Source organism: Janthinobacterium sp. SUN128 (assembly GCF_030587275.1).
Taxonomy (GTDB): domain Bacteria; phylum Pseudomonadota; class Gammaproteobacteria; order Burkholderiales; family Burkholderiaceae_D; genus Janthinobacterium; species Janthinobacterium lividum.
In genome coordinates this window covers 3,556,081-3,577,627 of sequence record NZ_JAPWHY010000001.1, presented here as the reverse complement: position 1 = coordinate 3,577,627, position 21,547 = coordinate 3,556,081, and the positions used below count along the sequence as shown (strand labels likewise).

The 21,547-nt window shown below is 62.7% G+C and carries 17 protein-coding genes and 1 pseudogene; 14 read left to right on the top strand and 4 right to left on the bottom strand.

Going from position 1 to position 21,547, the window contains the following annotated elements:
* Positions 1–343: 343 nt before the first annotated feature.
* From O3297_RS16180 to O3297_RS16165, 4 genes are read left to right on the top strand one after another with little or no spacing between them, the layout of a single operon-like run.
* Positions 344–1,618, top strand: coding sequence for an amidohydrolase family protein (locus O3297_RS16180; RefSeq protein ID WP_305049157.1), 1,275 nt, complete (start codon positions 344–346; stop codon positions 1,616–1,618).
* Between the two features lie 36 nt (positions 1,619–1,654).
* Positions 1,655–2,173 (top strand): GNAT family N-acetyltransferase, encoded by a 519-nt coding sequence (locus O3297_RS16175; RefSeq protein WP_034786527.1) that lies wholly within the window; start codon positions 1,655–1,657, stop codon positions 2,171–2,173.
* An 8-nt stretch (positions 2,174–2,181) separates the two neighbouring features.
* Complete coding sequence (locus tag O3297_RS16170; RefSeq protein ID WP_305049156.1) at positions 2,182–2,715, top strand: GNAT family N-acetyltransferase; 534 nt, start codon at positions 2,182–2,184, stop codon at positions 2,713–2,715.
* 35 nt (positions 2,716–2,750) lie between these two features.
* A complete protein-coding gene (locus O3297_RS16165) occupies positions 2,751–3,668 on the top strand; it encodes an Eco29kI family restriction endonuclease (RefSeq protein WP_305049155.1) in 918 nt (305 codons plus the stop codon).
* Between the two features lie 102 nt (positions 3,669–3,770).
* Here O3297_RS16165 and O3297_RS16160 read toward each other — a convergent pair whose 3' ends face one another.
* Positions 3,771–5,003: a DNA cytosine methyltransferase gene (locus tag O3297_RS16160; protein ID WP_257217367.1), complete on the bottom strand. Its 1,233-nt coding sequence runs from the start codon at positions 5,001–5,003 to the stop codon at positions 3,771–3,773.
* A gap of 305 nt (positions 5,004–5,308) precedes the next feature.
* Here O3297_RS16160 and O3297_RS16155 point away from each other — a divergent pair, with 305 nt between their 5' ends.
* The 10 genes and pseudogenes from O3297_RS16155 (at position 5,309) to O3297_RS16110 (ending at position 17,456) form a co-directional block, all read left to right on the top strand.
* Positions 5,309–5,791 carry a very short patch repair endonuclease gene (locus O3297_RS16155; RefSeq protein WP_370385432.1) on the top strand — a complete coding sequence of 161 codons (483 nt, stop codon included), beginning with the start codon at positions 5,309–5,311 and terminating at the stop codon, positions 5,789–5,791.
* Between the two features lie 172 nt (positions 5,792–5,963).
* Positions 5,964–7,235 carry a sugar ABC transporter substrate-binding protein gene (locus O3297_RS16150; RefSeq protein ID WP_034786528.1) on the top strand — a complete coding sequence of 424 codons (1,272 nt, stop codon included), beginning with the start codon at positions 5,964–5,966 and terminating at the stop codon, positions 7,233–7,235.
* Positions 7,236–7,316: 81 nt separating this feature from the next.
* Entirely contained in the window at positions 7,317–8,207 is an 891-nt protein-coding gene (locus tag O3297_RS16145) for a carbohydrate ABC transporter permease (RefSeq protein WP_099388896.1), read from the top strand.
* Complete coding sequence (locus tag O3297_RS16140; protein WP_070257990.1) at positions 8,195–9,022, top strand: carbohydrate ABC transporter permease; 828 nt, start codon at positions 8,195–8,197, stop codon at positions 9,020–9,022. Before O3297_RS16145 ends, O3297_RS16140 begins: the two co-directional genes overlap by 13 nt.
* An 11-nt stretch (positions 9,023–9,033) precedes the next feature.
* Positions 9,034–10,074, top strand: a complete 1,041-nt coding sequence (locus tag O3297_RS16135; protein ID WP_305049153.1) for an NAD(P)-dependent alcohol dehydrogenase — start codon at positions 9,034–9,036, stop codon at positions 10,072–10,074.
* A 2-nt stretch (positions 10,075–10,076) separates the two neighbouring features.
* A pseudogene (locus O3297_RS16130) lies at positions 10,077–11,165 on the top strand (ABC transporter ATP-binding protein); the annotation flags it as partial.
* A 69-nt stretch (positions 11,166–11,234) separates the two neighbouring features.
* Complete coding sequence (locus O3297_RS16125) at positions 11,235–12,125, top strand: AraC family transcriptional regulator (protein ID WP_034786532.1); 891 nt, start codon at positions 11,235–11,237, stop codon at positions 12,123–12,125.
* 17 nt (positions 12,126–12,142) lie between these two features.
* A complete protein-coding gene (xylB, locus tag O3297_RS16120) occupies positions 12,143–13,618 on the top strand; it encodes a xylulokinase (RefSeq protein WP_305049152.1) in 1,476 nt (491 codons plus the stop codon).
* Between the two features lie 226 nt (positions 13,619–13,844).
* Positions 13,845–15,473, top strand: a complete 1,629-nt coding sequence (locus tag O3297_RS16115) for a methyl-accepting chemotaxis protein (protein ID WP_305049151.1) — start codon at positions 13,845–13,847, stop codon at positions 15,471–15,473.
* A 168-nt stretch (positions 15,474–15,641) separates the two neighbouring features.
* Positions 15,642–17,456: a bifunctional diguanylate cyclase/phosphodiesterase gene (locus O3297_RS16110; RefSeq protein ID WP_305049150.1), complete on the top strand. Its 1,815-nt coding sequence runs from the start codon at positions 15,642–15,644 to the stop codon at positions 17,454–17,456.
* On the opposite strand, the gene O3297_RS16105 is transcribed toward O3297_RS16110, so the two are convergent.
* From O3297_RS16105 to O3297_RS16095, 3 genes are all read right to left on the bottom strand, one after another.
* Positions 17,447–19,894 carry a TonB-dependent receptor gene (locus tag O3297_RS16105; RefSeq protein WP_305049149.1) on the bottom strand — a complete coding sequence of 816 codons (2,448 nt, stop codon included), beginning with the start codon at positions 19,892–19,894 and terminating at the stop codon, positions 17,447–17,449. The two genes, O3297_RS16110 and O3297_RS16105, sit on opposite strands and share 10 nt — an antisense overlap.
* Before the next feature lie 78 nt (positions 19,895–19,972).
* Positions 19,973–20,926: a FecR domain-containing protein gene (locus O3297_RS16100; protein ID WP_305049148.1), complete on the bottom strand. Its 954-nt coding sequence runs from the start codon at positions 20,924–20,926 to the stop codon at positions 19,973–19,975.
* Positions 20,923–21,465, bottom strand: coding sequence for a sigma-70 family RNA polymerase sigma factor (locus O3297_RS16095; RefSeq protein WP_070281387.1), 543 nt, complete (start codon positions 21,463–21,465; stop codon positions 20,923–20,925). The genes O3297_RS16100 and O3297_RS16095 overlap by 4 nt, the downstream gene beginning before the upstream one ends.
* Positions 21,466–21,547: the final 82 nt, after the last annotated feature.

Genomic DNA, 21,547 nt, shown 5'->3' with positions numbered 1-21,547 from the left:
CTCTGCAAAATCCCGAAAACCAGAGTTGGCCGCGTTTTGTAAAGCGGGTAGCGTGCTGAATAGCTGATCATAGGCTGATTTTGATGCAACGCAATATGAATATTCTAGCGGTGATTCGAGTTGGTTGAAAGTTATTTTTATCGCGCCGCCCTGTCATGGCCGCATAGTATTCATCAGCTTGTTGCTGTCTGACGAATGTTTGCGCCCGCGCAAGGCGCGCATCGTGATTCTATGGCTATGTTTTTGCCAGTCGCTATATTTTTGCACTGCAGCATTCGCACGGAAGTAGATGTAATGGCAATAATGTCATTGCCCCCAAGTAGCCAACAGAAGGAGTGTCCGCATGGACCTTGTCATCCGCAATGCCAGCCTGCCCGACGGGCGCCGCGCCATCGATATCGCCATCGAGGGCGGCCGCATCGCCGCCGTCGGCCCCGCCTTGCCCGTGGCGGGCGCGCAAGAGATCGACGCCGCCGGCGACCTCGTCACGCCGCCGTTCGTCGATGCCCACTTCCACATGGACGCCACGCTTAGCTACGGCTTGCCGCGCGTGAACGCCTCCGGCACCCTGCTCGAAGGCATTGCCCTGTGGGGCGAACTGAAGCCGCAATTGACGCAAGATGCTCTGGTGGAACGCGCCTTGCAGTATTGCGACTGGGCCGTGGCGCGCGGCTTGCTGGCCATCCGCTCGCACGTGGATATCTGCGACCCGCGCCTGCTGGCCGTTGAAGCGCTGCTCGACGTCAAGCGGCAAGTGGCGCCGTATCTCGATTTGCAGCTGGTGGCCTTCCCGCAGGATGGCATCTTGCGCAGTCCCGGCGCCTTCGACAATCTGAAGCGCGCGATTGACATGGGCGTCGACGTGGTGGGCGGCATCCCGCATTTCGAGCGCACCATGGCCGATGGCGCGGAATCCGTGCGCCTGCTGTGCGAATTTGCCTGTGAACGTGGCCTGATGGTCGACATGCACTGCGACGAGTCGGACGACCCGCTGTCGCGCCACATCGAAACCCTGGCCTTCCACAGCCAGCGTCTTGGCATGCAGGGCAGGGTGACGGGGTCGCACCTGACGTCCATGCATTCGATGGACAATTATTATGTCAGCAAACTGCTGCCCCTGATCCGCGAGGCGGGTGTGGCGGCCATTGCCAACCCCCTCATCAACATCACTTTGCAGGCGCGCCACGACACGTATCCGAAGCGGCGCGGCATGACGCGCGTGCCCGAGATGCTGGCCGCCGGCATTCCCGTCGCCTTCGGCCACGACTGCGTGATGGACCCGTGGTACAGCCTCGGGTCGGGCGACATGCTGGAAGTGGCGCACATGGGTTTGCACGTGGCGCAGATGACGGGCCAGCAAGCCATGCACGACTGCTTCCTGGCCGTGACGGAGACGCCGGCGCGCATCCTGGGCCTCGATGGCTATGGCATCGCTCCCGGCTGCCATGCGGACTTGCTGATCCTCGATTGCGGCTCCACGGTGGAGGCGCTGCGTCTGCGCGCGGCGCGGCGCCTGGTGCTGCGCCGCGGGCAGGTCGTCAGCGAGTCGCCGCGCGCCAGTGCGCGTCTGCAACTGCCGGGCCGCCCCGGGACGGTCAATTTTCGCCTGGGGCGCTGATACAATCAGCCATCACTTGTTATCGGGAGTACCGCTTTGAAAGAAATTGATATCCGCCCGGCCAACGAAGCCGACTTCGACGCCATGTGGCCGATCTTCCAGACCCTGGTTGCCGGCGGCGACACCTATACCTTCCCCGCCGATACCACGCGCGAAGAGTGCCATGCCTACTGGTTCGGCCCCGGCGTGCAAAGCTTTGTCGCCGTGATGGGCAGCGAGCGCCTGCTGGGCATGTACAAGCTGGTGGCGAACCAGCCGGGCCATGGGTCGCACGTGGCCAATGCCTCGTTCATGGTCGACCCGGCCGCGCAGGGCGTGGGCGTGGGCCGCCTGCTGGGCGTGCACTGCATGGAAGAGGCACGCCGCGCGGGCTATCTGGCGATGCAGTTCAACTTCGTCGTCAGCACCAACCTGGCCGCCGTCACCCTGTGGAAAAAACTGGGCTTCACGGTCGTCGCCACCCTGCCGCTGGCCTACCACCACGCGCAGCTGGGCTATGTCGATGCCTACGTGATGTACCAGCTGCTGACCGACCCGATGCAGTGGCCGGCATGAGCGGCGCCATGACAGAGCCGATCACCGTCATCGAGACGCCCCGCTTGCGCCTGCGCACCGCTACCCTGGACGATGCGGCCTTCTACATGGAGCTGGTCAACGACCCTTCGTGGATCGCCAACATCGGGCAGCGCAACATCCACACCCTGGAAGCGGCCCGCGCCGCGCTGGAAACGGGACCCATGGCGCAGTTCCGCGCGCATGGCTATTCGCTGTACATCGTCGAGCGCCGCAGCGACGGCGCGCCTGTCGGCATGGCCGGCCTGGTGCGCCGCGACAGCCTGCCCGGCCCCGATATCGGCTATGCCGTGCGCCCTGCCTACTGGGGCCAGGGCTATGCCTGGGAAGCGGCGGCCGCCATCGTGCAGCATGCGCAGCACGTGCTGCGTCTGCGCACCCTGTACGGCATCACTTCACAGCAGAACCAGGCGTCGATCAACCTGCTTAACAAGCTGGGCCTGCGTTTCGAGCGTTTCTCGCGCCTGCCGCCGGATGGCAGGGAGACGAATGTCTACCGCAAGGATTTTCGCCAGTTTTCGTAGTGCGAACGTAAATATTGAATAGGGTAAGGAAATAGATGGCCACAAGTAAAAAAGTCGTTCCACCTCTCGAAACTATGCTTGTTGAATTGCAAGATCTAGCCAGTCGAATAGCCAATGTTGACGCAGGTACTGATGCCCGTAGTGTCAAAAAAATCCGTTTGGAACTAGAGCGGGCGGTGTCTGAGATCAAGGCGACCACGGAAAGGTTGGACCCCGTTTGGCGTCCGGAATCGATTTTTGATCCATCCGATCCTAATACTGCGGGCAGGGTAGTAGCCTTGACCTTGCTTGCGCAGGAAAGGCATTCGTTGGCGGCTATCCCTGAATTCTATGGTGCCGGGGTGTATGCGATCTATTATCGAGGCGATTTTTCACCTTACTTACCATTGAAAGATACTGATCATCCTATCTACGTGGGAAAAGCTGACCCTGATCGACAAGGCGCCAAGGATGCTGTAACTCAAGGAACAAAGCTATCGGCACGACTCAATGAACATGCCCGCAGTATTCGAAAAGCAACTACTACACTGAAAATTGAAGATTTTGAATGTCGTTTTTTGATTGTGCAAAGCGGGTATCAAAAGTCGGCCGAAGATTATTTGATCAACTTTTTCAAGCCGATCTGGAACTCGGAGACGAAGATCTGCTTTGGTCTTGGGAAGCATGGAGACAGTTCCGATACGCGTGTCAATAAGCGCTCACCCTGGGATACCATGCATCCAGGACGAGAATGGGCGGATAGAACTTTTGAGAACCAGAAATCGATCGAGGTGATCAATGACCAAATTGCTGGTCACTTGTCAGTACATACGCCTTACACAGATGTCCATCAAATTTTTGAGCGGATCATGGCCGATATGCGTCAGATTAACCGGGAGCGTTTCTTTACTCCTGCAAAAGGTGGTGCTTTGTTCGATCAGGTAGCCGCCGAGGTCATGCCCCCTTCAGAGTAGTGGCGCGATTTTTTGACTCGGATGTATTCTTTAAAATATGGCGGAAGGGCAGGGGCTTTTGGTACACCTCTTGCATTCTTCCTGCCATGCTGGGATCCACTTTTATTCTCGCAGAAGTGCGCATACACCGCGTGCCATTACTGCCGCTAACTTTACAGGAACCGCGTTGCCTAGCTGGCGCATGGTCTCGGACCATGTACCTTCAAATATGAAATTGTCAGGGAAGGTCTGAATACGTGCTGATTCCCTGACAGTAAAGTACCTAACTGAGCCGTCAGTGCGGCGTAGCATATTTTCACCTCCAGGAACCCCATGGTCACCTGCTTTGAGTGCCTTTGCTGGTTCATCAATCGGGCTCCCTGTATGCCCGGCGTAAGCTCTTGCGCCTGGCTGAAAGCGATGTGCTTGCGCCAACTCCAATTCCTTTGTGGAGGATCTCTCAGGGTCGGGGAGATCTGAGATAGCGTCTCTGACGGTTTGCCAGGCAAGCATGTTTGCGCCGTCATCAGCATCTAGAATTTTTTGGATCTTTTTATCTATGCCTTCGGGCCGCGGCGGACGCTTCTTGGATGCGACGCGGTGACGTTCCCAGTAGCTCCCGTTTGCCCATTTTGTCAGCACTAGCGCATCACTACTATGTGTTTCAGCTGGAAAGTCCCAAGGCTTGTGAACATCAGCCCTGAAACCAACGAAAAAGATACGCATACGCTTTTGCGGAACACCATAATTGGCGGCATTGACCAGACGGTGATAGACATGATATTCGCTCGGCGCCCCCTTGGCCTTGTATGTTTGCAGCCTTGCCAAGTGTTCTGTCCACAGCTCTTTCGTTTTGGAAATTTGTGATGGAAATTCAAGTTGCAGAAGGATGTAGTTGAAGTAGTCGGCGAATGCCGCACGTTTTAGACCTTGTACATTTTCAAAGGTAAACGCGCGCGGCCGGGCCTCTCGGACAGCACGTATCGCTTGCGGGAACATATCTCTCTCGTCGAGAAATCCGCCGTGCTTCCCACCCATGGAAAAAGGTTGGCATGGTGGGCCTCCGGTGATTAGATCGATATTGATATGACTTGTATAGTTAAAATCACGTACGTCACCTTCTATGACATCAGGCCAATGACTTATCGGTTCCACTTGCTGAAGTTTGTTATTGCGCAAGGTATTGCACGCATGGCTGTTCCATTCGACAACTGCGCGATGCTGAACATCATTGCTGGAAAAACCAAGTGCCAGTCCTCCCGCCCCTGCGAATAGTTCAATTGACTCAATGGTACGAGCATTTGTCACTAGTGTGTCTGAAGGGACTAAGAGGGCGGGCGTGTTATACATGGTCATTTGGGGCGGCTGAAACGCTGCTGCTTTTTCGGTACATTATTGAATCGATGTGGTTGATCGTAACCTGACGTTGCAGGGTGGCAACTGCCACTCTCGTCTGCATGCGATGGTGTGTATAGCAACTTCTGTGTGGATACATTTAAGTAGTGCAGCAGTATAAAGCAATGAACACAAGAGGAACAAACTGAAGGAGGTAGCTGCACGCCATATGCTTCAATGTCCATCTCTCTGTAGACCTCATTTTACTGTGTTTTTGTACAGTGCTCAATGGGCTGATTTGTTGTGACTCAAACTACCCGTTGAAAATGCCAGGAACGGCACTATTTTTGCACGGTTTCATGAGGTGCATTATGGTTGACACTATAGATCAGCCATCGCGTAGCAGAGTGATGGCACGGGTTAAAGGCAAAAACACTGGGCCAGAGCTGTTGGTTCGAAAGCTGGTGTTCGCAGTTGGATATCGCTATCGAATTCATGTCAAGAATCTGCCGGGATCTCCCGATTTGACATTTCCTCGCAGGAAAAAAGTCATCTTCGTACATGGATGTTTTTGGCACCGGCATGAGGGTTGTGATTTGGCTCGCATGCCTAAGTTACGAATCGATTTTTGGGACTCAAAATTGAGCGGCAATAAGTTACGCGATGCACGAGCAGTCGATGCCTTGCGTCAATGTGGATGGGATGTCATGGTCGTGTGGGAGTGCGAGCTTCGTGATCCCCAGAACGTAGCGAAAGCGATACAAGGATTTCTCGGCGCACCTTGTCGGCGTGTCTTGCCTGAGGTGTGAGTCCTCGAGCAAATGAGGATATCTTGGATCTTGACGATCCGCCAGCAGGTGAGGGATGGCTGAAAAAAAGTATTTAGAAACCCGCGCCTTTTGTAGTGGTGGCGCGCGGTCTTTGTTTTTATAGTTGGCATACCGGTGGAAAACCGCCGGACTATAAAAATGGAGACGTGTTATGAAAATCATGACTGCTGTTGCATGGGGCGCCCTCATGTCCGCCGGGTTCGCAGACGCCTCGGCGCAAAGCTGCTCGGTGCCTGTGCTCAAGGTGCTGGCGCAAAAAAGCCTGGGCCTGACCGTGATGGAAAAGACCCTCGCCGAGTATGAAAAGAAAAGCGGCACCAAGGTACAAATCAGCTATTTCGGCGAAAACGACCGCCGCTCCAAGGCCAGGCTCGATGCTTCCACCAAGGCCGGTTCCTACCAGATCTATTACATCGATGAAGCCAACGTGGCCGAATTTGCCACGGCAGGCTGGGTCGTCCCCCTGCTCAAATACCTGCCCAAGGAAGCTGACTACGACGACTTCCTGCCGGGCCGCCGCGCCGTCGCCTCGTACAAGGGCGTGGCGTATTTCGCGCCCCTGATCGGCGGCAGCGACTTCCTGTTCTACCGCCGCGACCTGCTGGAAAAGGCCGGCATCGCCGTGCCGAAGACGCTCGACGAACTGGTCGCCGCCGTGAAAAAACTCAACAGCCCGCCGAACGTGTATGGCTGGGCGGCACGGGGCCAGCGCGGCTCGGGCATGAATGTGTGGCGCTGGTCGCCGTTCATGCTGGCCGCCGGCGGCAAGTGGGAAAAGGATGGCGTGCCGACCTTCAATTCGCCGCAGGCCGTGAAGGCCACCACCTTGTACCGCGACCTGTTCAAGTATTCGCCGCCGGGCGGCGCCACCTACGACTGGAGCAATGCGCTCGAAGCGTTCAGGTCGGGCAAGGTGGCCTTCATGATCGAGTCGACGCCGTTTGCCGACTGGATGGAAGACCCGAAAAAATCCTCGGTGGTCGACAAGGTTGGTTATGTGCGCCCGCCTGCGCCGCTGGCATCGGCCGCCTATGGCCATGGCCTGGCCATCTCCGCCACGGGCGCGAAGGATGAATGCACGCGCCAGGCGGCCGGCAAGTTTATCGCTTTCGCCACGGGCAAGGAACAGGAGCAGGCGCGCCTGAAGGACAACGTCTTCAGCGACTACAACCGCAGCAGCACCATCGCCAGCGACTACTTCCGCAAGCACGTCAAGCCGCAGATCCAGGCGGGCCTGACGGACACCACGCCCGTCTCGCGCGTCACGATCTGGCCTAGCCCCGAGTGGCCGGACATCGGCGACAACCTGGGCGTGGTGCTGGAAGAGGTATTTACGGGCACGCGCGGCGACGTGCAAAGCGCGCTCGATGAAGCCAATGAGTACGCGACGGAAGTGATGCAACGGGCCAGCAAAAGAAAGTAAGCCGCATGCCGTTCAGCCGCCGCCCGCGAAGGCGGCGGCCAGCTTCCCTGTGCCTGACAGTCCGTTGCGAGAGTCTCTCCTATGCCACACACTATCCGTAAAAAACGCCATACCTGGCTGCCGGCCGTGTTTCTGACGCTGCCGCTGCTGGTCCTGCTGATACTGGGCCTGGTGCCCAGCATCGCCGCCATCAACCTGGCCCTGCAAAACCGCGTGCTGCGCTACAGCGACAGCGATTACGTCGGCTTTGCCAATTTCATCCGCCTGTTCGGCGACCGTCGCTTCGTCAATGCCGTGCAGGTATCGGCCATCTGGGAAGTGGTCACCGTGGCCGGCTCGCTGATCGTCGGCGTGCTGCTGGCCGTGTTCCTGTTCGAGAGAGTCAAGGGACGCACGCGTGACGTCATCGCGCTGCTGCTGATCGTGCCCGTGCTGCTGCCGCGCGTCTCGGCCGCCTTCATCTGGAAGTTCATGTATTCGCCGCTGATGGGCATCCTCAACTGGCTGCTCGAGTGCGTGGGCCTGGGCGGCACGGCCTTGCTGTCCGATCCCGCCACGGCCCTGTATGCGGTGGCGCTGGTCGACATCTGGCAGTGGGGCCTGTTCTTCGGCGCCGTCATCCTGAAGCTGCTGGAAACCTTGCCCGCCGAACCGCTGGAAGCGGCGCGCCTCGATTACGCCAGCACGCTCCAGGTGTATGCGTATATTGCGCTGCCGATGCTGAAGGTGCCCATCATGAGCCTCGTGTTCATCAAGATGGTCGAGTCGCTGCGATCGTTCGACCTGATCTACGTGATGACCAAGGGCGGCCCCGGCATCTCCACCGAAACCCTGGACATGTACGCGTATGCGCAAGGCATCGGCCTGATGGGCAAGGTGTCGTATGCCTCCAGCATGGCCGTGCTGATGATGCTGGCCACGACTGTCATCTTCACTTTACTCTGGAAGCGGGTCGCCAAATGGGAAAACTGACTGTTCGGCGCGGCATGGACCATGCCGCCACCACCGCCATTACCACCGCCATCGTGCTGGTGGCGCTGTTTCCCATCCTGTGGGCCGTGCTCAATTCCTTCAAGGAGCTGATGGATATCGTCACGCCCGTGCCGCGCTTTTTCTTCAGCCCGACCCTGGCCAATTACAAACAGGTGCTGGCCAGCCCCGAAGTGCTGACGGGACTGGGCAACAGCGTGGCCATCGTCGGCGTGGCCGTGTTGCTGGGCGCCGTGCTGGGCGTGCCGGCCGCGTATGCGATCGCCCGCTATCCGATCCCGGCCAAGAAGGATATCCAGTTCTTCCTGCTCTCCCTGCGCTTTTTGCCACCCGTCGCCGTCGCCATTCCCTTGATCTCGATCTGGATCGACCTGGGCCTGTACGACTCGCGCCTGTCGATGGTGGTGACATATCTGCTGGTGACCCTGTCGACCATCATCTGGCTGTCGATTCCCGCGTTTGCTCGCATCCCGAAAGAGATCGAGGAAGCGGCGGCGCTGGACGGCTACGGCCCTTACCAGGTGTTCTGGCACGTGGCCCTGCCGGTGGCCTCTAAAACCCTGATGGGCGGCATCGTCTTCAGCTTCGTGCTGGTGTGGAACGAACTGATGATCGCGCTGGCGCTCACCTCCTCGAAAAGCATGACCCTGCCCGTGGTGGCGTCGGCCTTCACGTCGATGGGCCAGGAAGTTCCGTGGGGCGTGGTGAACGCTTCCACCGTGCTGCTGGCGCTGCCGCCGCTGCTGTTCGTCGGCATCCTGGGACGGCTGCTCAACTCCATGCTCAAACATAAATAAGGAAGGCTATCATGCAAGCACTCGTACTGGAACAGGCGCATTCCATCACCCTGCGCGATATCGACGTGCCGCTCGCCGTCGGCCCGCGCGATGTGAAAATCAAGATTCATACCGTGGGCATCTGCGGCAGCGACGTGCATTACTTCAAGCACGGCAAGATCGGCCCCTTCGCCGTCGAAGCGCCGATGGTGCTCGGCCACGAGGCATCCGGCGTGGTGGCCGCAGTGGGCGCGGAAGTCACGCACCTGAAGGCAGGGGACCGGGTCTGCATGGAGCCGGGCGTGCCGCAGTTCGATTCGCCGGCCACCATGCGCGGCCTGTACAACCTCGATCCCGCCGTGCGCTTTTGGGCCACGCCGCCCATCCACGGCTGTCTCACGCCATATGTCGTGCATCCGGCCTCGTTCACCTTCAAGCTGCCCGATAACGTCAGCTTCGGCGAAGGCGCCATCGTCGAACCGCTGGCCATCGGCCTGCAGGCGGCCAGGAAGGCGGCCATCAAGCCGGGCGACGTCGCCGTGGTGATCGGCGCCGGCACCATCGGCGCCATGAACACCCTGGCCGCGCTGGCGGGCGGCTGCTCGCGCGTGATCCTGGCCGACCTGGTGCCGGAAAAACTGGCCCTGTTCGCCGGCAATCCCGCCGTCACCACGGTCGACGTGCGCCAGGCCAGCCTGGCCGACACGGTGCGCGAGGCTACCGATGGATGGGGCGCCGACATCGTCTTCGAGGCTAGCGGCAGCATGCGCGCCTACGACAACATCATCGATCTGCTCTGCCCGAACGGCTGCCTGGTGCTGGTTGGTATGCCGCCGGATAAGGTGCCTTTGGATATCGTCGCCATCCAGGCCAAGGAAGTGCGCATCGAGTCGGTGTTCCGCTACGCGAACATCTTCCCGCGCGCCATCGCCTTGCTGGCCTCCGGCAAGATCGACGTGAAGCCCTTCATTTCGCGTACCTTCGGCTTTGCCGACGGCGTGCAGGCGTTCGAGGAAGCGGCCAAGGGCCATCCGCGCGACGTCAAGATCCAGATTGAACTGTCAGGAGACTAACCATGGCAAATATCGCCTGCAGGCAGCTGCACAAGACGTATGACGAGAAGACGGCCGTGCTGCAGCCGTTCGACCTGGAAATCGATGACGGCGAATTCATCGTCCTGCTGGGGCCATCGGGCTGCGGCAAGTCGACCTTGCTGCGCATGATCGCGGGCCTGGAAGACATCAGCGGCGGCGAGCTGCTGATCGGCGGCGCCGTCGTCAACGACTTGCCGCCCCGCGCGCGCAACGTGGCGATGGTGTTCCAGAATTACGCGCTGTATCCGCACATGACGGTGTACGACAATATCGCCTTTGGCCTGCGCCGCCTGAAGGTGCCGAACGACGAGATCGAGCGCCGCGTGCGCGAGGTGGCGGCCATCCTCAGCCTGGACAGCCTGCTCGAGCGCAAGCCGCGCGCCATGTCGGGCGGCCAGCAGCAGCGCACGGCGATTGCGCGCGCCATGATCAAGACGCCGCAAGTGTTCCTGTTCGATGAGCCGCTGTCTAACCTGGACGCCAAGCTGCGCGCGCAGCTGCGCGCCGATATCAAGCGCTTGCACCGCCGCCTGCGCACCACCACCCTGTACGTCACGCACGACCAGCTCGAAGCGATGACCCTGGCCGACAGGGTGGTGCTGATGAAGGGCGGGCATATCGAGCAGATCGGCACGCCGGCGGAGCTGTACAACCACCCGCGCACCCTGTTTGCGGCCGGCTTCATCGGCACGCCGGCCATGAATTTCATCGACGGCGTCATCGAAAAAGAGAACGGGCAAACGGCGCTCGTGTGCGCCGGTTACCGCTGGCCATTGATTTCGCCCCGCTTCGCGGCGCTGCCGGCCGGCATGCGCGTGGTCTTCGGCCTGCGGCCGAACCACTTGCGCGCGGCGCTGCCGCAGGAACATGCCGGCAGCCATGGCCTGGCGTGCGCCATCGACCTGGTCGAGCTGCTGGGCGCCGAAGCGTTGATCAGCTTTCAGTGCGGCTCCCTGACCTTGTCGGCCCTGCTGCCGGCGAATGCGGCCAACAGCGCGGCGCAGGTAGGGCAGACCCTGGCGCTGGCCTTCGACGAAGAGCACATGCATCTGTTCGACGCCGACAGCGGGCTGGCCGTGGCGCCCGGTGGTCAGTAAGTGGTTAGAATAGGGTGACCAAGACCGTGCAAGGGAACTGCCGTGACGCCTGACCTGGAACTGATCCATAAACCGATCCATGAATCGTTTCGCGCGTGGGCGCACGGTTTTCCGCACACCGTGGCGAAATGGCATTTTCATCCCGAGTACGAGCTGCACTTCATCATCACATCGAATGGCAAATTTTTTATCGGCGACCATATCGGCAGTTACGGGGCAGGCAATCTGATCCTGACAGGACCGAACCTGCCGCATAACTGGGTCAGCGAACTGCCGGAAGGCGTGGTCCTGCCCGAGCGCGACCTGGTGCTGCAGTTTTCCAGCGACTTCATCGAACGTTGCGCGCTGCTGTTCCCGGAGATGGCGCCCCTGAAAGCCCTGCTGGCCGAGGCGGGCAGGGGCTTGCAATTTCCCGATGCGCTGGGCCTGCGCCTGGTGCCGCTGATGAAGGAATTGACGACGGCGCAGGGCTTGCGCCGGGTCGAACTGTTTACGCGCCTGTTCGGCGAGCTGTGCGACTGCCGCGAGCGGCGTCCACTGGCCAGCGTCACCTACCTGGCGCAGGCGGGCCGCTACATGTCGTCGACCATCAACCTGGTGCTGGCCTATATCAAGCAGAACATCACGCTCGATTTTTGCGAGCAGGACGTGGCCGACGTGGCGGAGATGAATACGCTCAAATTCACGCGTTTCTTCCGCAAGCATACGGGCACCTCGTTCATTCAATATGTCAACCAGGAGCGCATCGCGCTGGCCTGCGAGCTGCTGATGAACACGGACATGAAGGTCACCGATATCTGCTATCGCACGGGCTTCAACAACCTTTCCAATTTCAACCGCCAGTTTTTGGCACACAAGCAGATGTCGCCGTCGAAATTCCGCTCCTGCCTGCTGATGAACATGCCCGAGCCGTCAGGCGACGGCCATTCTTAACTTTCTTTTGGAATCAAATGACTTATCTCGGTATCGATATCGGCACTTCCGAAGTCAAGGCCATCCTCACCGATGACGCCCAGGCCATCCTTGCCAGCGCCGGCGTGACCCTGCGCGTCTCCAGCCCCCATCCCGGCTGGTCGGAACAGAATCCCGAGGACTGGTGGCACGCCACCCTGGACGTCATCGCGGCCATCCGCGCCGCGCAGCCGGTGGCGTTTTCCGGCCTGCGCGGCATTGCCCTGTCGGGCCAGATGCATGGCGCGACCCTGCTCGACAAGCAGCAGCACGTGCTGCGCGCGGCCATCCTGTGGAATGACACGCGCGCGTTTGCCGAATGCGTGGAGCTCGAGGCGCTGGTGCCCGAGTCGCGCGCCATCACGGGCAACCAGGCGATGCCCGGCTTCACGGCGCCCAAGCTGCTGTGGCTGCAAAAGTACGAACCCTCGCTGTTCCGCGCCACGGCCAAGGTCTTGCTGCCGAAGGATTACGTGGCGCTGCGCCTGACGGGCGAGTATGTGTCCGACATGTCCGACGCTTCCGGCACCCTGTGGCTGGACGTGGCCAGGCGCGACTGGTCCGAGCGCATGCTGGCCGCTACTGGCCTCACGCGCGAGCATATGCCGCGCCTGGTCGAAGGCAGCGACGCTGCGGCGCAGGTGCGCCCATCCCTGTGCCAGGAGTGGGGCATCGCGCATCCGGTGCTGCTGGCCGGCGGCGCGGGCGACAACGCGGCCGCCGCCGTGGGCCTGGGCGTGGTGGAGCCGGGCGCCGGCCTGCTGTCGCTGGGTACCTCGGGCGTGCTGTTCGCGGGCAGCGATGGTTTTGCGCCGAATCCGGGCCAGGGTGTGCATGCGTTCTGCCATTGCCTGCCCGAGCGTTGGCACCAGATGAGCGTGATCCTCAGCGCCGCGTCCAGCCTCAGCTGGGTGGCGCGGCTGACGCAGTCGAGCGACATCGGCGACCTGGTCAGTCTGGCGGAAAATGTCGAGGCGCGCACGGCGCCGGTCTTCCTGCCCTACCTGAGCGGCGAACGCACGCCGCATAACGATGCCTCCGCGCGCGGCGTATTTTTCGGCTTGTCGACGGAACACGGGCGCGCCGAACTGGCCTACAGCGTGATGGAAGGCGTGGCCTTTGCCATGGCCGACGGCAATGCGGCCTTGCGCAGCGCCGGCACGCGTCTGGAAGAAGCGTCGTTCGTCGGCGGCGGCTCGCGCAGCCGCTTCTGGGCGCAGCTGTGCGCGAATGCCTCGGGCTTGAACGTGCTGCGCCACGACCACGGCGTGGCCGGCGGCACCATGGGCGCGGCGCGCCTGGCGCAGATGGCGGTGACGGGCTTGCCGCCCGCACAGGTGTGCACGCGCCCGCCCGTGCAGGAAACGGTGGCGCCGCAGGCGTCCGCCATGCTGGACGACCGCCTGGCGCGCTACCGGCGTTTGTATCCGCTGCTGCGCGAGGAGTTCGCGGGAGCCGCTGTGGTGGCGCGCTGACGCTGCCAGCAAGCTTGCCCGGATGACCATAACGGTGACGGAAAATCATGACCATCCAGTCAACCTTGCGCTGTAATTTGTTGTTTCTATGTTGAAAGTGTTTCTCTAACGAAAGCGCTGCTTGGTTTTTCACGGGGCGCGCCGCATGATTTCCCTATTTGGTGAGAATTGGATAGTTTTGGTGGCGTCTTTGTTGCCATCCTGTTCTTGCCGCCGGGAGAAACACATGCAACTCGCGAATCTGAAAATCTCCGTCCGCCTGGGTCTGTTGGGCGCCTTCTTCTTCCTTGCGCTGGTGTTCGTGGGCGCGCGTGGCTGGAGCGCGCTCGACGCGGCCAGTGCGCGCAGCGCGGACGCCATGCAGCGTTCAGTGGCCCTGACGGAAGCGGTCGACGCGGCGCGCAGCGCGCAGGTGGAATTCAAGATCCAGGTGCAGGAATGGAAAAACATCCTGCTGCGCGGCGGCGATGCTGCCGCCTTCCAGCGCTACCGCGAAGCGTTCGTTGCCAGCGGTGCGCAGACGCGCAAGGAATTGAAAAGCCTGCAGGCGATGATGGGCGCATTAAAACTCGACACGGCGTCCGTGGAGCACGCGCTGCAGGCGCACGACGCGCTGGGCGTCAGCTACCTGGCGGCGCTGCAAAAGTATGACGGCGCGCGCGCCGACAGCGCGCAGGCCGTCGATGCGCTGGTGAAAGGCATGGACCGCGAACCGACGCGCCAGATCGACGCCATCGTCGCGACCATCGGCAAGCAGTCGCACACCCTGATGGCGCAGATGAAGGAGCAGGATGCGGCCGCGCACCGCAGCGCCAGCATCGCCATGCTGGCCACCGTGCTGGTGACCCTGGTCGTCGGCAGCGTGACCGTGTGGTGGCTGATCCGCAGCATCACCGTGCCGCTCGGTGCGGCCGTCGGCATCGCCCAGCAAGTGGCGGCGGGCGACCTGCGCGCCGTGGTGGCCGACGGCAGCCGTGATGAAATCGGCGACCTGCTGCGCGCCTTGAAAGCCATGAGCGGCAACCTGGCCGCCATCGTGGGACGCGTGCGCGCCGGCACGGACGCCATCGCCACGGCGTCCGGCGAAATCGCCAGCGGCAATATGGACCTGTCGTCGCGCACGGAAGAACAAGCCAGTTCGCTGGAAGAAACGGCTGCCTCGATGATCGAGCTGACGTCCACCGTGCGGCAGAATAACGACAACGCGGACCAGGCGCGCCAGCTGGCCGGCGGCGCCTCCGACGTGGCGCAGCGCGGCGGCGAGGCCGTGGCGCAGGTGGTGCAGACCATGAGCCATATTAATGCCTCGTCGAAGCGCATCGTCGATATCATCGCCGTCATCGACGGTATCGCTTTCCAGACGAATATCCTGGCTCTGAATGCGGCCGTGGAAGCGGCGCGGGCCGGCGAGCAGGGACGCGGCTTTGCCGTCGTTGCCACCGAGGTGCGCAACCTGGCGCAACGTTCGGCAGCGGCGGCCATGGAAATCAAGCAGCTGATCGGCGAATCCGTGCGCACGGCGGAAGAGGGCAGTGTGCTGGCCGGCCAGGCGGGGCGCACGATGGATGACGTGGTGAGCAGCGTGCAGCGTGTCAACGCCATCATTGGCGAGATCGCCGTGGCCAGCGTGGAGCAGCGCGACGGCATCGAGCAGATCAGCATCGCCATCAGCCAGATGGATGGCGTGACGCAGCAGAATGCGGCCCTGGTGGAGCAGGCCGCCGCCGCTGCGGACGCGCTGCAGCAGCAGGCGGCCAGCCTGGCCGACGCCGTCAGTATCTTCAAGCTGCATGCGGAGCCCGGCGCGGCGGCACCGGCGGGTGCCACGCTGGCCCGGAGGCTGTCGCTGGCCTGACGAAGAGCTGCCCCGTGCCGCTTGATGCCAGTCAAGCGGCCCCCGATCAGGCAAATATCGCGCCCAAATTCTTATACTATTTCCTTTCCGCATGGTTCTGCGCCCGGCCGCATGGCGCGCGTTGCAAAGGAAAAGCATGTCTTCCAAATCTTGCCTGCCGGGTGACGCATGACGGCGCTGCTGCTGGCGCTGTGCCTGGCCCTGGCCGTGGTGCTGAGCTTGCTGCTGGCCTGCCAGTGGCAGGCGGCGCGCGCGTGGCGCCTGCGCCATGCGACGGGCGTGGTGCTGCAGGCGGCGCAGGGCCAGCGCATGGCCGATGCGCTGGCCCTGTTGCAGGCGCTGCCGGCGGCCGTCATCGGCACGGACCACGATGGCGTGGTGCAGTACCTGAATCCCCGCGCCAGCGCCATGGGCGGACTGCTGGGCGACGGTGGCCTGGGCCAGCCCGTGACGCAGCTGCTGCCCCTGTTCCATGACGGCACGCCCATCGATGCGGCGCGCCAGGTGCGCGACTGCGTGGCGCAGCAGGAAGTGCTGGAAGTGGCGCGCGGCGCCGTGCTGCTGCGCCATCTCGACGGCAAGCGCATCGACGTGCAGTACAGCTGCGCGCCGCTGGCGCAGGGTGGCGCCGTACTGCTGCTGCACGATGTGTCGGCGCGCCGGCGCGCCGAGCAGCAGCTGGAATTCATCGCTCACCACGACGGCTTGACGGGCTTGCCAAACCGGCTGCATTTCCAGATCCGCTTCGAGCACGGCATCGCCTACGCGCGCCGCCACCAGGCGTTGCTGGCCGTGCTGTTCGTCGACATCGACCGCTTCAAGTCCATCAACGACAGCCTGGGGCACGACGTGGGCGACCAGGTGCTGACGGAGTTCGCGCGCCGGGTGCAGCAGTGCGTGCGCAAGGTCGACACGGTGGCGCGCCAGGGCGGCGACGAATTCATCATCCTGCTGACGGAACTGCGCACGGCGCACGATGCCGAGCGGGTGGCCGAAAAAATCGTCGGCGCCATCGCCGCCCCCTTCGTCATCGGCGAATACAGCCTGTCGGTGGCGGCCAGCGTGGGCGTGGCCCTGTACCCGGACGACGACGACGACGTCAATGCGCTGATCGAAAAGGCCGACCTGGCCATGTATGCGGCCAAGCGCCACGCGCCCGGTACCTGCCTGCGCTACGCGCCGCGCATGCAGACGCAGTCGTATTCGCGCACCATCCTCGAGACGGCCCTGCGCCACGCGCTCGAACGCGATGAATTCGCGCTGTACTACCAGCCGCGCATGGACTTGAAGATGCGCAGGATCACGGGCGTGAAGGCACTGCTGCGCTGGAAGCACCCGGAACTGGGCCTGATGATGCCGCTCGACTTTTTACCGGTACTGGAGGAAAGCGCCTTGATCCTGCCGGTGGGAGCGTGGGTGATGGCCACGGCGGTGGAGCAGGCGCGCAGCTGGATCGCGCAGGGGCAGATGCTGACGGTGTCCGTCAGCCTGTCGGCGCGCCAGTTCTACCAGCGCGATATCGCACGCAATTTCGCCGCTGCGCTGCAGGCGGCCGGCGTGCCAGGGCATTGCATCGAACTGGAAATCGCCGCCGGCATTCTGATCGCCCGCAACCAGAACTGCGAACTGATACTGAGCCAGTTCCGCCAGCTGGGCATGGCGATTGCCATCAGCGATTTTGGCACGGGCGACGCTTCGCTGAATTACCTGAAACGCTTTCCCACGGATGCCGTGAAGATCGAAAAGTGTTTTGTCGACGACGTGGGAAAGCCGGGCGGCGACGGCGCCATAGTGCGCGCCATCGTGGCGATGGCACGCACGCTCGGACTGCGCACCATCGCCGGCGGGGTGGAAAGCGGCGAGCAGCTGGAACTGCTGGCCGAGATGGGTTGCGACGAGGCGTTTGGCTACTACCTGGGCCGCGCCATGGCGCCCGAGGGTATCGAGGCGCTGCTCAAAAGTGGCGAAGCCATTCAGAACTGATAGCGCAGCGACAGCATGGCGTTGCGCGGATCGCCGTAGTAGCCGCCCATGCCCGTCGAGTAGTAGCGCTTGTCGAAGACATTGTTGACGTTCAGGGTCGCCACCAGTTGCTTGCTGACCTGGTATTGCGCCATCAGTCCGGCCACCGCATAGGCCTTCTGCGTGAAGCGTTCGCCATTCGGTCCGCGGTCATCCATGTAGATATCGCTTTGCCAGTTCACGCCGCCGCCCAGCACCAGGCCCGGCACGCCTTGCGCCAGGCGCCAGGTGCTCCACAGCTTGGCCATGTTCTGCGGCTGGTTGGTCTGAATGCGTGCGCCAGCGGCATTACGGATGCGGCTATAGGCATAGCTGGCCGTAAGTTGCCAGTCGGGACGCAGCTGGCCCGAGACTTCCGCCTCGAAGCCGCGCGTGGTGGCGCCCTTGACCGTGTGGTAGGCGTAAGAACCGCCGCCCGTGCCGATGATCCAGACATTGCCCGGATCGGCTTCGGCCAGGTTTTCCTGCTTCAGCTGGAAGAGGGCGGCGCTGGTGGTGAGCTTGCCGTCGAAGAATTCGCCCTTGGCGCCCACTTCGTAGTTCTTGCCTTCCAGCGGCGCGAGGAAGCGGCTGTTGACGTCGCGCTGGCTTTGCGGCGTGAAGATGCTGGTGTAGCTGGCATAGGCCGACCAGTGCCGGCCCAGGTCGTAGACGAGGCCCGCATACGGCGTGATCTTGCCGTTTTCGCGCATCGCGTCGTACAAGTCCGTGTCGGCATCGTAATCGCTGCGGATGTCGCGCTTCCAGTACGACAGGCGCGCTCCCAAAATCACCGATAGCGCGTCCGTCGGGCGCAGGCGCAGGGTCGAATACAGGCCGCTTTCGCGTTCCTTGTCGTACGAGCTGCCCAGGCGCGTGCCGCTGTAGTCGGGCACCGGCATGGCGCCATTCCAGGCGTGGATATCCGGCACCGTGTAGTCGTAGCCAGTCAGGCGCCAACCCGGATAGATGGGACTATTCGTCTTGAGTTCCGAGGCGCTCACGCCCAGCACCAGTTCATGCTTGCGGCCGAAGGCCTGGAACGGGCCGCTGACGTAGGCGTCGAGCGAGGACTGTTGCGGCTTGCTGTGCCAGTTGGCCAGCCACAGCTTCATGCCGCCGCCCGTCATGCGGTCCGGGTAGCCGTTGCCGGAAAAACCCTGCAAGGCATCGTACTGGTTGCTGCTGCGGCTGACGGCCACCTTGGCGATCCAGTCATTGTCGAAATAATGATCGAGCGTGGCGAACAGCATGCTCTGTTCGCGGTCATACGTGCTCCACGCGGCCGTGCCGTTCATCGAGCGGGAAAAATGGGTTTGCGAGCCGTCGGCATAGAACATGGGGAATTCGCGCCCCGCGCCCTTGAGTTTTTCCTGCTGGTAGTTGATGCCGGCGCTGAGCACCGTCGACGGCGTCAGGTCCGCTTCGACGATGGCGTACAGCACGTCCTTTTTCTGCTGGTAGCGGTCGATGAACGAGCGCTGGTCTTCATGCGCGGCGACGATGCGCGCGCGCACCTTGCCGTCCGTCGTCAACGGCGTCGAGACATCGCCTTCGATGCGGTAGCGGTCCCATGAACCGAGCTGCGCGCCGGCCGCGGCGGCAAACGCGCGGCCCGGGCGCTTGCGCACCAGGTTGATGGCGGCCGACGGGCTGCCCGTGCCGCTGATCAGCCCCGTCGCGCCGCGGATGATTTCGACGCGGTCGTAGATGGCCATGTCGTAGGTGCGCGCTTCCAGGTTCTTGCTGGTCGGAATGCCGTCGAACATGTACGACGTCACTTCGAAGCCGCGTGAAAATACCTGGTCGTATTCGCGCGTGCTCGACGAATGGTCGACCGTGATGCCGGGCGCCTGCACCAGCACGTCCTGCAAGGTGCGCAAGCCCTGGTCCTCGATCTGCTGGCGCGTGATGACGCTGACGGCTTGCGGCGTTTCGCGCAGCGACAGGTTCAGGCGCGTGGCGCTGGTCAGGCCCGCGTAGCCGCGCTTGCCTTCCGTGGTGCCGTCGCGCAGGGCGCTGGAGCTGACGGCTACTTCGCCCAGGGTCGCGGCAATCGGCGCGGCGGGCGATGCCGTGCCTGCCTTGCGCAGCACGTAGCTGCGTTCCCCGCTGGGCAGTGCGTCGAGGCCCGTGCCAGCAAGCAGGCGGGCCAGTGCCTGCGGCACCGTGTAGCTGCCGCTCAGGCCCTGCGTGCGCACGCCTTGCAGCAGTTCGGCCGCCGCACCCACGCTCACCTTCGCCTCGATGGCAAAGCTGGCGATGGCGGTGGACAGTTCGCCGGCCGGCACGTGGAAAACCGTTTGCGCGGCGGCTGGCGTGGCGGCATCGGCTGCCATGGCCGGCGCCTGCGCCAGCGACAGCAGGAACACGGCGCTGCCGATGGCGCGCGCGAGGGGAGTCAAACGGGGTGGGTGCATGGTCTTGCCTTTCCGGTGAGTGTCGTTGTAATACTCACAGGACAGGCCATGCCGAAAAAAGGGGCCAATTCTTGTCAACTATTTTTTGCGGGCCGCGATGGTGACCCAGTACGGAGTGCGGTACAGCACGTCGACGGGCAGCATGCGCGCCAGGCTTTCCAGCACGGCGTCCGTGTCGTCGAGCTGGAAGGCGCCCGACAGGCGCAAGCCCGCCACTTGCGGCTCCACGCGCAGCAGGCCGGGGCGGTAGCGTGACAGCTCCAAGGCGAAGGCATCGAGGCGCATGTCCTGCGCCGCCAGCATGCCGTGCGTCCACGCATCGGCTTGCAGCGGGGCTGGCGTGGGCAGGCCGGCGTGGCTGGCGTCGAAGCGGCTTTGCTGTCCCGCCATGAGCGTGCGGACGGTGGCCGAGGGCGCGCGCGGCGTGATTTCCACCGCGTGCTCGAGCACCGTCACGCGGCTGCTGTCGTCGTCGACGCGCACGGTGAAGCGCGTGCCCAGCGCGCGGATGCGGCCATGGCAGGTGGCGACGATGAAAGGGCGGCTGCCCGCATGATCGGCGCGCGTCTGCACCAGCACTTCACCGCGGCGCAGGGTCAGCAGGCGTTCGCCGGCGCCATACGCCACATCGACGGCGCTGTCCGTGTTGAGCACCAGGGTGCCGCCATCGGGCAGGGATACTACACGCCGTTCTCCCACGCCGCTGCGGTAATCGGCCAGCATTTCGTGGCGCACCAGCAGCCACGCGGCGGGCGCCGCCATCAGCGCCAGCAATACCTGCACGGCCACGCGGCGCTGCGGCCGGCGCAGCACAGGCACGGCCAGATCCGGCGGCAGCAGGCCAGCCGTCTGGCTCACCTGCTGCACCCTGTTCCAGGCGCGCGCATGTTCCGGGTCGCGTGCGCGCCATTCGGCGCTGGCGGCCAGGTCGTCCGGCGTGGCCTGGCCCGACTGCTCCAATAAATACCATTCGACGGCCTGGCGCGCCACCTTGCGCGACAGCGGAGGATATGGCGAAGCAGCGGCGCTCATGCCGGAAAATCCGGCGCCAGCAGCACGCATTCCGTCAGCGCCTCGGCCATGTAGCGTTTCACGGAGCGCTCGCCGATGCCCAGCAGCGCGGCGATATCCGCGTAGGCATGGCCTTCGATCTGCGCCATGATGAAGACGGCGCGCACCTTCGGTTTCAGGCCGTCGAGCATGGCATCTACCGCTTGCAACGCCTGCAGGATTTCCACGCGCTGCTCGGTCGATGGCAGATGCTGTTCGGGCAGGGCGGCGAGCGCTGCCAGCCACGCCCGTTCCAGCGACTGGCGCCGCAAATGGTTGATCAGCAGATGTTTGGCGACGGTCGCCAGGTAAGCCTTGGGGGCGCGCAGGGCCGGCGTTTGCGGCTGCATTGGCGCGCCGGCCAGCAGACGCGCGAAAGTATCCTGCATCAGGTCGGCGGCCTCGGCAGCGTTACCCAGGCGCCGCTGCAGCCAGTGCGCCAGCCAGCCGTGGTGTGCGCGGTAATGGCTTTCCAGCTGCGTGGCCAGCAGGGGGGAGGGCGCGAACGGACTGCCTGGCATGGTGGGGATGGCCTTAATGCAAATAAGAATTATTCTCATTTTAGCGCGGTGAGCGTGCCGATGCAATGCGCTGTTGCTGTCC